The 15,209-nt window shown below is 39.2% G+C and carries 7 protein-coding genes; 1 reads left to right on the top strand and 6 read right to left on the bottom strand.

What is annotated here, in order from left to right:
* Window positions 1-69: 69 nt before the first annotated feature.
* From HX13_RS01010 to HX13_RS00995, 4 genes are all read right to left on the bottom strand, one after another.
* A complete protein-coding gene (locus HX13_RS01010) occupies window positions 70-4,914 on the bottom strand; it encodes a GEVED domain-containing protein (protein ID WP_128572129.1) in 4,845 nt (1,614 codons plus the stop codon).
* Between the two features lie 369 nt (window positions 4,915-5,283).
* On the bottom strand, window positions 5,284-9,720 hold the full coding sequence (locus HX13_RS01005) for a GEVED domain-containing protein (RefSeq protein ID WP_050019591.1): 4,437 nt from the start codon (window positions 9,718-9,720) through the stop codon (window positions 5,284-5,286).
* Window positions 9,721-9,893: 173 nt separating this feature from the next.
* On the bottom strand, window positions 9,894-12,899 hold the full coding sequence (locus HX13_RS01000) for a reprolysin-like metallopeptidase (RefSeq protein ID WP_050019717.1): 3,006 nt from the start codon (window positions 12,897-12,899) through the stop codon (window positions 9,894-9,896).
* Window positions 12,900-13,260: 361 nt separating this feature from the next.
* Entirely contained in the window at window positions 13,261-13,620 is a 360-nt protein-coding gene (locus HX13_RS00995) for a T9SS type A sorting domain-containing protein (RefSeq protein ID WP_050019590.1), read from the bottom strand.
* On the opposite strand from HX13_RS00995, the gene HX13_RS00990 reads away from it, so the two are divergent.
* Entirely contained in the window at window positions 13,612-14,094 is a 483-nt protein-coding gene (locus HX13_RS00990; RefSeq protein WP_050019589.1) for a hypothetical protein, read from the top strand. The genes HX13_RS00995 and HX13_RS00990 overlap by 9 nt on opposite strands.
* Here HX13_RS00990 and HX13_RS00985 read toward each other — a convergent pair.
* A complete protein-coding gene (locus HX13_RS00985; RefSeq protein ID WP_050019588.1) occupies window positions 14,091-14,759 on the bottom strand; it encodes a DUF6048 family protein in 669 nt (222 codons plus the stop codon). The two genes, HX13_RS00990 and HX13_RS00985, sit on opposite strands and share 4 nt — an antisense overlap.
* On the bottom strand, window positions 14,725-15,201 hold the full coding sequence (locus HX13_RS00980) for a DUF6452 family protein (RefSeq protein WP_050019587.1): 477 nt from the start codon (window positions 15,199-15,201) through the stop codon (window positions 14,725-14,727). Before HX13_RS00980 ends, HX13_RS00985 begins: the two co-directional genes overlap by 35 nt.
* Window positions 15,202-15,209: the final 8 nt, after the last annotated feature.

The following is a 15,209-nucleotide window of genomic DNA, read 5'->3' as shown; positions in this document are numbered from 1 at the left end:
AGTTTCTGACGAGTTTTATTGATAAGCAAAAGCCCTCATGTAAGAGGGCTTTTACCATATAAATAATGCTTATTCTTTGATGAATTTCTTTTGCGCTGTCCTGCCATTGTCATCGATATCAATGATATACACTCCATTAATCAATCTGCTTACATTGATCTGATTGTTCAGTAATATACCATTAGCTACCACCTGGCCCACTGCATCATAAATCTTATAATTCGCTTTCTTACTGATATTCTTGACGTACAATACTGAGCTTACCGGATTAGGATAAATAAGAATATCGGTCTGATTGATAGGGTTAGGAATAACCTTTCTGGAAATCCTTACGGAGTAATCCTCTACTTCTCCATTCGCAAAATTGACACAATTCACCGGAATTCCATCTCTTTGCATAGCAACCCTCATAACGACATATTTATAGTCTGTCATACTTACAAAAGCATCTGTAGGTACACTGAATGTTCCTGTTACCGGGCTGGTGGTATTAGGAGGAGAAGTAAATACTCTTTCATTGATATCAAATTCACCGTTTCTGTTAAAATCAATCCAAACGGCTATTCCCTCATTATGATTTGTTCCCGTCCATTTCTTTTCTATAGTGATCTCATTATTCGCAGATCCCTGGATAAGCTCTATAAAAGTTTTGGGCACCCCGGTATAATCGGTATACGTAGATGCACCGGAAGCATTTTCCATAACGGGTTTACCATTTGGTTTAACAGTAACCTTGGAAATATGCTCACTTGCAGAGGTTACGGATGACATTGTGCAGTAAGTCACCGTAGGAGTAGTGAAATAATACGGAGGGGTAAAGCTTCCCGGTGTTCCGTTACAGATATTGGCAACCTGCATTTCGTATTTCGTCAATTCTGTTAATCCGGTCAGTTTATAAGTATTGGTTGGCACCTGAATGGTTGTCCAGCTTGGAATTCCTACTTTTCTATACCTTAAAATATATGTTGCCCCAGGGAAAGGATCCCATTTAATGTCTGCCGTTGTAGGCAATAATTGAGTAATTGTCAGCCCTGGCGGGGGAAGTTCACATATTCTTTCTGTTGTAAATACTTTTGGGTTTGAATATGGATTCGGAGAGCTTTCTCCGGCACACTGGCTGGCAATTTGTACTTCGTAGGTAGTATAAGGGTCCAGGCCGCCCAATGTATAGGTATTAGCGGGAGATGCAGGCAGTGATATTACCGGATTCGGCCATCCTGTTGTTCCAACTTTTCTCCATCGCATAATATAGGATACGCCCGCTATGGCCGGATTCCAGGTTACTAAGGCTGAATTTGCAGTGATGTTACTAATAGTAACGTTCGGAGGAGCGGGATCGCATCTTGTAGTAAAAGTATTAATAGGGGTAAATGTACCCGGAGTAATTCCGCAGTTCGCTGCAACCTGTACTTCATAGGTGGTGGATGGAAGTAAGTTTGTTAATGTATACGGAACATTCGAAACATATACACTTGTCCATGTTGTTGTACCTTGTACTCTGTATTGTAAAAGGTAGGTAAGATTATTTGTTGCTGCCGTCCAGTTAGCAACTGCAGAATTATGAGTAATTGTAGTAAATGTCAACCCGGTTGGTGTTGCTGTACTACAAGGTTTCAGTTTCACAGCATAATCTTCTACTTCACCGTTTATAGCATTCTGGCACATCACAGGGGCACTTGTACGTCGTAATACCACTCGCATTGTCGTCGTCAAAGGTCCCGAATAGGCATTTGCCGGGACAGGGAATGTTGCAGTAACAGGTGTTGTAGTATTCGCTGAAGAAATTAAAATTCTTTCCGAATTATCAAACTGTCCGTTTCTGTCAAAATCAATCCATGCTGTAACTGCTGCATTATTGGTGGTGCCTGTCCAGCCTTTTGAAACCGAAATTTTATTATTCACAGAACCAATTTCCAGGGTAATTAAAGTAGCCGGTGTAGTATAGCTTATATAGTTGGTTTGTACAGAATTGTTACTCATAGCCGGCAATGCAGGGTTTACCGGCGTAACAGTCACATTTGAAATATACTCATTAGTACCTGTACCCGTCATTGGACAATAAGACAACGGAGGGGTTGTAAATTGTTGAGAAGGAGAAAATGTACCTTGTGTTCCGTTGCATTTTGTAGATACCTGAACCTCATATTGGGTTTGTTCTGTCAGGTTCAAAATAGTATAATTATTACCTGGTGCCGGAACAGGATTTATGGTAGTCCATGCAGTTGTCCCTACTTTTCTATATCTTAACACATAAGTAGCCCCTGTGGTAGCTGCCCAGGAAACATTGGCTGATGTAGGAGTAAGATTTGTAATGCTGATGTTGGAAGGAGCTGCATTTGTACATGGCTGCATGTCAATCAGCTTCACGGCATAATCTTCTACTTCTCCATTCGTAAAAGTACCACAGGCATTTGGTGAACTCGAATCTCTCAATACTACCCGCATACGGGTTGTCAACGGACCGGCGTAAGCTGTTGCAGGTACCGTGAATGTTCCTGTCACCGGAGTCGTTGTATTATTGGCACCATTTAGAATTCTTTCACTGGTTTCAAAGGTTCCGTTTTTATTAAAATCTATCCATACACTTACTGCTTTACTGCTCAAACCGGCAGGCCATGATTTTGAAACAGTAATACTATTATTTACCGTTCCTCTTACCAGGGTAATTAGTTTTGCTGTATCACCGGAATAATCTGTATAATTATTTGCTCCTGAACTATTGCTCATTGTATAAGAATTCACGGGCACCACCGTTACGTTTGAAATGTAGCCCAGATCGGTATTGCTGGAAGTAGCCGGACAATATGGAGTCATAAAAACTGTAATGGCAGAAAAATTGCCCGTAACTCCTGAGCATACATTTGCTATACGGACTTCGTAGTGGGTACCGGCTGTTAAACCTGTAAGCGTTACCGTATTGGTTGTAGGTGCCGGCGTATAGGTAGTCCAGTTTGCAGTTCCTGCTACCCGGTACTGAACCACATATGTAGCATTGAATGAAGGGTTCCAGGTAACTGTTGCCATAGTTTGCGTTATAGCAGACACCTGCACTCCTCCCGGAGGGTTGGTGGTACAGACCGGTAAAGTATCTATCGCGGCTGTTCCTATTGCATAAAATACATTATTGATTGCGCTTATCCTAATTTTTGCAGTTCCTCCAACTGTTAACGGGAAAGAACTGAAATCCAGGGATTCACTTCCATCATTGGGGGTGGAAGCCGCAACGACGTTCCAGGTTGCTCCGTTATCCGTAGTAAAATCTATTTTTACATTTGCAACATTATAAGGAGCCGCATTGGTATTCACTACATCCCAGGTTACGCTGGTAGGACCATTATTATAGATGGTAGCAGGGTTTACTTTGAACGGGCCGTTGTTTCCTACGATAATAGTTTGTGTTGCACTCTGAGTCTGCTGTTGATTGGCGACTGGATTATTATCTCTTGCTGTTATTGTAAACTTGGTTGTTCTTGCAACAGTAGATACAGCTTCCCATAGGTTATTGGAATTGTTTAAAACGCCAGCCAGTACTGAGGACAGTCTTGGAAAATAACGGGTAGGACTATTAGATGGTGCTACGGATCTAAAAGATGGCCCCGTTGCAGTATTTCCTAAATTGGCATTATTTATTACTTCGTTAGCAATATCTACTTCTTCCCAGTTAAAGGTCATAGGATCATTCTCAGCATCTGTTACAGATGCTGTCAAAACAAAAGCCGTCCCTTTTGGAATATTATATGTCGTAAGTGGAGCAATTACCGGAGGGGTATTTATAATATTTGTTTCTACATCACATGTTTTACTGACCAGGTTTGCCTGAATCTGGGTAATATTGGTAACATTAAAATAAGGGTCAGAATTCGCCTGCACATCTGTAGTTGCTCCCGTAATACCGGCATACCCCATAATACTGGATCCTGATCCTGGTTCCACACTAGTAGAAGAGCCCAACTGAGGAGCTGAATAGGAAAAGCTATGTACTCCTCCCAGCTGATGGCCAATTTCATGGGCTACATAATCTATATCAAATTTGTCCCCGACAGGAGGGCTATTGCCTGGAGAGGTCCAACCAGAACCTTTATCATGGGTTCCAGGTGACACATTATCCCGGCATATACAACCTACACATCCTGCATTTCCTCCTGCTCCCGGAGGAGCAAATAAATGCCCTATATCATAGTTTGCATTTCCAACTGCTGAAGTAATTACATTCTGCACCTGAGAATTCCAACCTACAATACCATTTGCAGTTCCGCCTTCCGTTGAAGAATAAGGATCAGTACTTGCATTGGTATAAATTAAGCCTGGATAATTTTGCAGGTTCAAATGTACTGCAAAATCTTTTTCATACACCCCGTTAATTCTTGTAAGTGTTGCGTTCATAGCGGCTAGTGCTCCTGCTACAGTTCCTCCATGGTACTGGGTATATTCACCACAAACACTTAAGGCTAGCCTTAGTGTCCTGTATTTTCTATCTGAAGATCTGGCAAAATCGCCCGGTTGATTTTTAAAAGATGATCCTGCCTGATAAAGTTTTTCTATTTCATGTTTACTGGCATCGGATTCTTCTGTTGAACATAGGAAACCTTTTTTACCTCCTTCTGTCTTTTGATGAACACTGTAAACTGTTTTACTGGTATTGGCCGGCTCAATGAATTCATATCCTCCTTCCTTAATAATCATAGATTGAAAATCATCAGGAGCTAAACTGAACCTTACATATTTGGAAGGATCATCAATCCCTACCCCTACATATGAGCCCAATTGATATTGTTCTGCTAATTCTTTCACTACTACCGGAAAACTATACACAGAAAACTTTTCCAATTTTCCATTTAACGTAGGTAAAGATATGACTACAGGTTTTGCATTTTTCCCTGTTTCCTGTGCTTTTGCTAATTGAGATTTTAACAATGAGATATCTAATGTATAATAGTTCCTGCCCGTTGAACTATTTTTAGTGCCTTTTTCCCCGGATGTAACTGTCCATTGTGACGGGACTATTGCGAACAAACAAAAGAAAAAGAAAGAAGTAAAAAATTTTCTTCATAGTTTCGTTTAATATTTTGTATTAATCATACAAAACTAAATCTTTTTATATCAACAAGCAATGCTAAAGCTATTTTTAATGAAAAATCAATAATAAAATACATTAAAAGTTTAAAATATTCACAATTTATTAATGTTTGAATGATATTTTAAACAATCACCCGTTAAAAACGGATCCATAAAAAAAATAAGCCTCCGGAAATGGAGGCTTATTCTATTTGAAATTTACATTATTTATTCTTTAATAAATTTCTTTTGAGCTGTTCTGTCATTATCTTCAATATCTATTACATACACACCATTAATCAATCTGCTTACATTGATCTGGTTGTTAAGCAAGATACCTTGTGAAACTACCTGACCGGCAGCATTGTAAATTTTATATTTAGCTTTGCTGCTGATATTTTTCACATATAACACTGTAGTTACCGGGTTAGGATAAATAAGAATATCCGTTTGATTAACAGGGTTTGAAACTGCCTTTTTAGAAATTCTTACTGTATAATCCTCTACTTCTCCGTTAGCAAAATTTACACAGCTAACCGGGATACCGTCTCTTTGCATGGCAACTCTCATTACTACATATTTGTAGTCCGTCATGCTTACAAACGCATCTGCAGGCACATCAAATTTACCTGATACCGGACTTGTAGTATTTGGAGGTGAAGTAAACACTCTTTCATTGATATCAAATTCGCCATTTCTGTTGAAGTCAATCCATACAGCAATGCCTTCATTATAATTAGTTCCTGTCCATTTTTTCTCAATAATGATTTCATTATCGGTAGAACCTTGGATTAATTCAATAAATGTTTTAGGAACTCCGGTATAATCGGTATAGGTAGATGCCCCTGAAGCATTTTCCATTACCGGTTTTCCATTTGGCTTCACTGTCACTTTGGCAATATGTTCTGCAGCAGAATTAGTTGAACCCATGTTACAATATACTACTGTAGGGGTTGTAAAGTAATATGGAGGTGTATAAGCACCCGGTGTACCATTACAAATGTTAACTACCTGCATTTCATATTTCGTTAATTCCGTTAAGCCATTCAATACCAGAGTATTGGTAATACTTGGAACTTCTGTCCAGCTTGGAATTCCTACTTTTCTGTATCTCAGAACATAGGTTGCACCCGGGAAAGGATCCCATTTAACTTCTGCCATTGTCGGGAATAATTGAGTGATTGTCAATCCCGGCGGCGGAAGCTCACAAGTTCTTTCCGTAGTAAACACTTTAGGGTTTGAATACGGATTCGGAGTATTTTCTCCAATACATTGGTTAGCTACCTGTACTTCATAGGTTGTATAAGGTTCCAAAGGAACTACGCTACCAAGAACATAAGTGTTGGCTGGCGGAGCTGGTAAGTTAACAGTAGTCCATGATCCGGCACCTGTAGAACCTACTTTTCTCCATCTCATAATGTAGGTAGAGCTCGCTGCAAGTGGTGACCAGGTGATTAACGCTGTACTAGTCGTAATATTACTGATGGTAACATTAGGAGGAGTAGGATCACATCTTGTGGTAAAGGTTTTGATTGGAGTAAATGTACCCACAACATCTCCACAAACTGAAGCAACCTGTACTTCATATGTTGTAGCCGGTGTTAAACCATTTATTACAAGCGGGATATTGTTCAGCAGTGCAGAAGCATATATTTCTGTCCATGCTCCCGGAGGAGTGGTTTGAGCTCTGTATCTTACAAGATAAGTCAATGTACTTCCAGAAAAAGCTAATGTCACCGAATTATGTGTCGGGGTCATCGTTGGCTGGTTCGGAGTGGTAAGGCTGCATGGTCTTATTCTTACTCTGTAGTCTTCAACTTCACCGTTTACTGCGTTCTGACACATTACAGGAGCACTTGTACGTTTCATTACCACTCTCATTGTAGTAGTCAATGGCCCTGTATATGCATTTGCAGGAACCGGGAATACAGCGGTAACAGGAGTAGTTGTACTGGCAGAAGAAATAAGGATTCTTTCAGCATCTGTAAACTGTCCGTTTCTGTCAAAGTCAATCCATGCTGTAACAGCACCGTTATAAGTTGAGTTTACCCAGGCTTTGGTAACAGAGATTTTATTATTCACAGAGCCGGCGTCTAATGTAATAAGAGTCTCCGGAGTTGTGTAGCTGGTATAATTTGTCTGAGCAGAGTTATTACTCATGACAGGTACTCCCGGATTAGAGGAAGTAACGGTAACATTTGAAATATGATCATTAGTTCCCGTACCCGTCATTTGACAATATGACAATGGTGGTGTTGTAAATGTCGTCGTTGGAGAATATGCGCCTGTAGTGGTTCCACATTTAGTAGAAATCTGAAGGTCATATGTCGTTTGCTCAGTAAGCCCAGGAATTGTGTAAATACTTTGACCAACCGGTAAAGTATACGTCTGCCAGGCTCCTGAAGGAGACACTCTCCATCTGATAGTATAAGTAGCTCCTACAGCCCCGATCCAAGAAACTGTTGCTGACGTTGCTGTAAGGTTTGTCACTGTAATATTGGTAGGAGGAGCAGTTGTACAGGCAGGCTGATCTATCAGCTTTACTGAATAATCCTCTACTTCACCCCATGTAAAGTTTCCACAGGCTGATACTGAGCTGCTTTCTGCTAGAGCAACACGCATTCTTGTGTTAAGGGTACCTGGGTAAACACCCGGAGCTCCTGGTACTGAGAATGTCGCTGTAATTGGAGTCGTGGTATTACTTGGAGAGGTTACAATTCTTTCACTTGCTTCAAAAACACCGTTTCTGTTGAAATCAATCCACACTCCGGTTGTAAAACTGTACTGAGTACCCGGCCAGGTTTTTGAAATACTGATAGAATTATTTGCACTTCCTCTTACCAGGGTAATTAAACGGGTAGCATCTGTGGAATAATCCGTATAGTTACTGAACCCGGAATTACTGATCATAACCGTTGAGTTTGTCGGGGTCACTGCAACCTGGCTGATGTAGCCGTCTATTGTAGAGCTTGTAGATGTTGCTGTACAATAAGTAATGGCAGGGGTTGTAAAGTTCACACTTGGAGAGAAAGCTCCTGTGGTACCATTACATATGGTGGCCACCTGAACTTCGTATGCCGTCTGTTCTGTTAAACCACTAATAATTTGATTACTAATCAATGGCGTCGTTACAGTCACTTGTTGCCATGCTCCTGAAGGCGACACTCTCCATCTTACGATATAAGTTGCGCCTGTGGTTGAAGTCCAGGTAACATTTGCTGTGGTTGGTGTAATATTATTAACGGCAATATTGGCAGGAGGGTTTGTATTACAACCCTGCAGATCAATCAGTTTTACTGCATAATCTTCAACTTCACCATAAGTAAAGTTTCCACATTCGCTGGCTGCACTGCTTTCTCTTAACACAACACGCATCTTTGTTGTTAAATTTCCGTTATAAACATTCGGAACCGATGGTACTGTAAATGTAGCCGATAACGGAGATGTCGTATTACTTGGAGAACTTAATACTCTTTCATTGGTTTCAAAAACACCATTTCTATTAAAGTCAATCCAAACTCCTGTTCCGAAGCTCCATTGATAATCCGGCCAGTTTTTAGAAACCGTAACCGTAGCTGTATTGCCTCTTACCAGAGTCACTAATCTTGTAGGATCTGTAGAATAATCTGTATAGTTGCTAAAGCCAGAATTGCTTACCATAGAAGGGGCTCCTAGTCCGGTCACTGTAACCTGACCGATATAGCCATCTATTGTGGAGCTCGTAGAAGCAGCTGTACAATAGCTAATCGCTGGTGTTGTAAAATTCACGCTTGGCGAAAATGCTCCTGTGGTTCCCCCACATATCGTTGCAACCTGAACTTCGTATTGGGTTTGCTCGGTAAGGTTTGTCAATAACTGGCTTCCTGCAAGTGGAGTGGTAACATTAATCGTCTGCCAAGGGCCTCCTGATACGGGCCTGTACTGCACAACATAAGTAGCTCCTATACTTGTAGTCCAGGTAACATTCGCTGAAGTTGCCGTGACATTGTTTACTGCAATATTGGCAGGAGGAGCTGTTGAACAAGGCTGCAAGGTAGTACTTTCTATCTGTAATCTCGGAATATCAGCATACCTTCCTTTTGCAGTAGGAGGTGAAGCCGGATCCGGATTTGCAGTGTCTTCATAATAAAGGATTCCCCTGTTTGCCCCAGCAGAATAACTTCCCCAGGCTGTTCCGGGGTAATCAGAATAACTCGGTGATTTTTCATTAACGGCAATAACAAGGTTATCTGTTCCATTCCATACAAATGGTGTTGCCAGCTGAATAGTCACCCAGTTCCCACTTGTCATAGTAGGTAAAGTTCCTGAGAACACCTGTGTCAAAGAACTTACAGGAATCCAACTCGTATTGCTGGCAAAGTTGTTCTGGGTTGTATTTCCCATATAGACCACCCAGTTATTGTAATTAGTCTGAGTAGGTACAACTGTTGTGGAATAAAACTTTATGGCTGTGATATAGGTTGCCGTACCTATTGCAGCCGAAACTTCAGCAGCAGTATAAATCTGCTGGGAGTAGTTATACCCGTAGTAGGTATATATCGGGAGATTCGTTGATGTACCGGTTCCCGTACCAATCTGCCCCGGCGTCTGACTATAGACTTTTGAAACAAAGCCTATATTTATCAAACACAGAAACAGTATTAAAGAGGTAAAGAGTTTCTTCATAATGTTCTCATTATAATATTAATCACACAAATCTAATCATTTTTTATTATTAATTTATAAGTACAATTAGTTTTTTTCTACAAAATTTTAACAATAATTCCACTTCTGCTTTAAATAAAGTAATCCCCGGGATATCCCGGGGATTACGAATTATTCAAAATGAAATTTAATTTTTATTTTTTGATGAACTTGGATTTGAATTGCTCCATACCTTTATCATCAATTGTAATCATATATCCACCTTTTACTAAAGCTGAAACATTGATTCTACCACCATTGATAACACCACTGTTTACCAATTGTCCTGCAGCACTGTAAATTTTATAGGTAGCTTTCTCTGAAACTTTGGTTACATTTAAAATGTCAGTTGCCGGGTTTGGATATAACTGGATATCATTATTTTTAAGACCTGTTTCTGATGTTGCAAGATTATTTGTGATAATTACATTATAATCTTCAACCTCTCCATTAGGAAAATCTCCACATGCAAAAGAATCCGGAATACTCACACCAACATATAAAGGATTCATTAAAACAGTCACTACTCTCATTCTTAATGGAGAATTTGTTACCGCTGTTGATGGAACTGTAAATGTTGCAGTATTAGGTGTAGTTCCTACTGTCAAAGAGGCAATAGGCATATTCAGGACTCTTTCATTAGCTTCAAACACCCCATTTTTATTATAATCAATCCATGCAGCCATTCCGTTCACTGCTGCTCCCGAAACAGTCGTCGTAAGTGAAACATTAATTGTATTTGTACTACCTGGAAGTAAAATAGGCTGTAATGCAGGCGTCGTAGTAAAGTTTGAATATGTTGTACCTCCTGTAGTATTATTTACCGTACCCAGCGTTACATTAGAAATATAATTAAATTGTCCGCTATCACTTGCCGCCGTACAATAGCTCACACAAGTTGTTGAGAAAGTAACCGGAGTAGAATATGTCCCTGTCACTCCTGAACAAACAGCTGCAACCTGAACCTGGTAAGATAAACAATCCATCAACCCTGACAGTGTAGCAGAATTGGTAGAAGCCGTTACCTGAGACCATGTAGAGGCAGAAGCTAATTTATACTGCACTATATATGAATCCGCTCCTGAAACAGGTGCCCAAGCAACCCCTGCTCCATTTATTGTTATATTTTGAACCGTTATACCAACAGGTGCATTCCCACATGTAGATTGAGTATTGACGTATATTTTTTTAACTGCATAAAAAACATTTCCAATAGCAGAAATCCTCATTAATACTGTTTGCCCATTTAATGTTCCGGGCATTGTAAATGATTCTGATCCGTCATTAGGTGTAGAAGCCGATAGAACAGTCCAGTTGGCTCCGTTATCCGTAGAATAATCAATCTTCACATTAGCTACACCATAAGGTGCAGCAGAAGTATTCGCAACATCCCATGTTAAATTTGAAGCTACATTTGAATATAAGTAGCCTTGAGTAATTTGGAACGGCCCATCATTTCCTACTGTAATTGTTTGCTGTGCCGTATTGGTTTGTTGCTGTGTAACATTTGCATTATTATCTCTTGCTGTAATAGCAAACTTGGAAGTTCTTGCTACCTGTGAAGTAGATTCCCAAGTATTCAGAGAGTTATCCAGGGCGCCTGCAAGAACTGATGAAAACTTAGGGAAATATCTTGTTGGGCTTGTTGTTGGAGGAAGGGATCTAAACGAAGCCCCATAGGTAGTATTTCCCAGATTGGTTCTGGTTACAGTTTGTGATGAAGTCATTCCACTATCCACCTGTTCCCAAGTATAAGTCATCGGATCATTTTCCGGATCTGTAACACTTGCTGTAAGAACGAAGGCTGTCTTTTTAGGAATTGTATAATTTGATAAAGCAGCAATTACAGGAGGGTTATTTGTAACGGAGGTTTCAACATCACATGTTACTGTTGCCAGGTTTGTTTGAACCTGCCCGATGCTTCCTTTATGAAAATAGGCGTCAGAATTGCTCTGTACATCAGTATTGGGACCTCCGGTTATTCCTGCATATCCCATAATAGTTGATCCAGAACCTGGTTCCATATTCACTCCTGACCCTTCAATTTTATGTGAAAAAGTATGGTTAGCTCCAAGCTGGTGACCCATTTCGTGAGCCACATAGTCTATATCAAAAGCGTCTCCTGAGGGGTTTCCATTAGCAGGAGATGTATATCCCGATCCTTTATAAGCTACTGGCGTATTGTATATAGGGTGGAGTGTCATATCATCACTACAAACACAACCTATACATCCAGCATTACCCCCTCCTCCGGAAGCTCCAAATAAGTGCCCGATATCAAAGTTCGCTTCTCCTACATTATTATGCAATACATTCATAAGCTCTGCATTCCAGGCTCCGGCTGCACCGTCATCCGCATCTGAGTATGGATCAGTGGTAGCATCTGTATATATAATTCCAGGGAAATTCTGAAGATTCAAGTGTAATGCAAAATCTTTTTCAAATACTCCATTTACCCTTGTTAAAGTAGCATTAATAGCAGCCATAGCACCATTAAATCCTCCAAAATAAGCAGTATACTCTCCTGTCACCGACAATGCTAATCTCATTGTACGATATTTTTTATCCGAACTTCTGCTGAATACACCAGGTTGGTGAGCAAATGTATTTGCATTATTATACAAACCCTGTATAGACTGTATAGCAGCAGGGCTTTCTGTTGTACTACAAAGGAAAGGTTTATCTCCTGATTTGTTTGTTTTTGGGTGTACCCCATATAATCCTGCTGATTTATCTACAGGATCAATAAATTCATAATTTCCATTTCTAAATAGCATAGATTGGAAGTCATTAGGTGCTACAGAGAATCTGATTTGTTGAGTCGGATCATCCACAGCCGTTCCCACGTAGGAACCTAGTTGATATTGATCTGCAAGTTCTTTTACAACAACAGGAAAGCTGTAAACATTAAACCTTTGAATCCTTCCATCCAATGTAGGAATGGAAATAAGAACCGGCTTAGCATTCGCTCCCATTTCCTGCGCATCTTTTAATTGAGATCTTAACTGATCAAGATCCAATTTGAAGTGCACTTCTATTCTAGCAGGCTTCATATCCACTGCTCTTTTCTTTCCGTCTGCTTTAGCAGTGGCTGGAGTCCATTGTCCGAACGCCATGCTTCCTACTAACGCACACATTAAAGTAGTAAGTAGTCTTTTCATAAATATTTGATTATTTCTTTCGCCCAAATATACTTATTTTATACTATGATTTCGCAAAATTTATGGATTAATTTAATATACAACGAGAATATAAAATTAAATATATAAGAAAAAATATAAAAAATTTCACTTTTAATACATATACAAAAAAAAGCAATACATTTACTATAAAAACACAACTTATTAAAAAATTATCATTAATATAAATAATCAATAAAGCTTCCTAAAACCGGACAAAAATATAAATCAAAAGCACCCATACGTAGAGACAAAACATTATTTTACAATAACAGATACTCTTAATAAATTAAAAAAAATCCCCGAAAAAACCCGGGGATTTATATATGATTATAATGATAATTTATTTTTTTATAAACTTAATGTTTTCAGAAATTTTCTCATCTTTTATTGCAATAATATAATCACCTTTTAATAACTCTGATACATTTATCTTGTTATTATCAATTGTACCTTTCTTCACAATTTGGCCGAGGGTATTATATATTTCAAAAGTGGCCTTATTTGATACTTTAGTTATATTTAAAACATCATTTACCGGATTCGGATAAATCCCTATTACAACCTTGTCTTTTCTGATTTCTTTTATTGACAGTGCACCCGTTACTTTGAATATTCTCTGTTGTGAAGTTGTAAAATTATTACCTGCCACTACGACTTTACCTGCAGAATTTAAAATCCTGTAGTAATCAAAATGAAACAAAAATTATTAATTATATTGACAGTAATATCATTTTTCAATATAAATTGTGTACCACAGAAGAAAGAATACAGTAATAAAAGCCCTTCACAAGCAGGACCACAAAAATATCAAATCGAAAAAATAGAATTAAGTGAAGAAACAAGGGGAACGCATAGGATTTTTACATTAACGCCAACTTCTAAAACCACATCTGTAAACGGCACTTCGACAACGGCAGTTATGTCATCTACAGAATGGGAAAATATAATAAAACAAGTTCAGGAAATAGATTTGGCTAAAATCTCCTCACTGGAGTCTCCCACAACCAATAGGTTCTCAGATAGAGCTTTATCTTCTTCCATTTTGATTGTAACCCCTGAAAAAAGATACCAATCTTCTCAATTTGACGCAGGTATCCCTCCCAAAGAATTAGAAAACCTGTACAGAATTCTTATAAAGGGAAATCAGAAGCCTTCTAAAAAGGCTATACGTTAAAATTTATACGCTATATTCCATGCAAATCCCATATTGAATTTGGAAGAACTCCGCCCAAATCCCGGGACGATCATAGGTGAAATATCATCCTGTTTAGAAGTGTACATCCAATACCGGGGCTGCAGATTCACATCTATATAAAAATTGGAATCAAACAACTGTACCCTGCCTCCCAATGTTCCTTCTAACCAAAAGGTAGATTGTGATGACGAGGGAAATGCTACTGATGAATTACTCCCTCCAAACCCACGAACAGGAATTGCCATATACTCCTGATTATAGAACGATCCGGCTACTTTTCCTCCGGCATAAAACCCGTTGAACTGGTTTTCCGCATCTTTAGCTAACATATAGAAAGACCCGAGCTTAATGAACGGACCACTTGCCTTTGCGTCATAACCATTCTTCTGGTATATGTTCTTTTCAAAACCCGCTTCTGCAATGACATGGAGATTTTCTTTCAGCCTGGAAGAAATAAAACCCTGGTATAGCTTTCTGTCAGAGAAAAAGGCAACTCCTGTATTAAGCACATCAAGACCAACCATAAAATTGGGCTCATACTTCCAGTGCTCCTTTTTTACTTCTTTTTTCTCCTGTTTATCCTGAGCCCAGCTTATTATTCCTAATACACTAAAAAAGAAGGTATAGATTAGTCTTGTCTTCATTCTCTATTCGGTTTAGTCCTTCTTCCAGGTTTTGAACAGGATTAGGAGTGATTAATTGTGAACTTAAATTATCATAATTTTTTTTGATCCCGCATCCCGGAGATACGTAGGTAGATCTGGTAGTATAGTTTATTCTAACCTTGGATTCAGTCCCTTTGGTGCTTACCTTAAAATATACATCGGTATATGGCGAATCATCTACCCTTAAAGGAATCAGCCTTGAATCTATTTTGGTCTGCCAACCCAGATCTACTTTACCGGATCCATAGTCAACAGCAACATTCAGGGAATCTACAGTCATTGGTTTTCCGGACTTTATTGATATAAAAGCCACTTTCATTCTGGGAGTTCCTTCTCCGCTTTCACAGATATCATCATCCCCTCCACAGGAAAACAGAATCCCCAGAAAACAGATTGTTATGAGAAATTTAAGGTATTTCATACTATGAT

Source organism: Chryseobacterium sp. P1-3, assembly GCF_000738495.1.
Taxonomy (GTDB): Bacteria; Bacteroidota; Bacteroidia; order Flavobacteriales; family Weeksellaceae; genus Chryseobacterium; species Chryseobacterium gallinarum.
The sequence above is the reverse complement of the archived record's forward strand: the minus strand, read 5'-3'. Positions and strand labels throughout refer to the sequence as shown.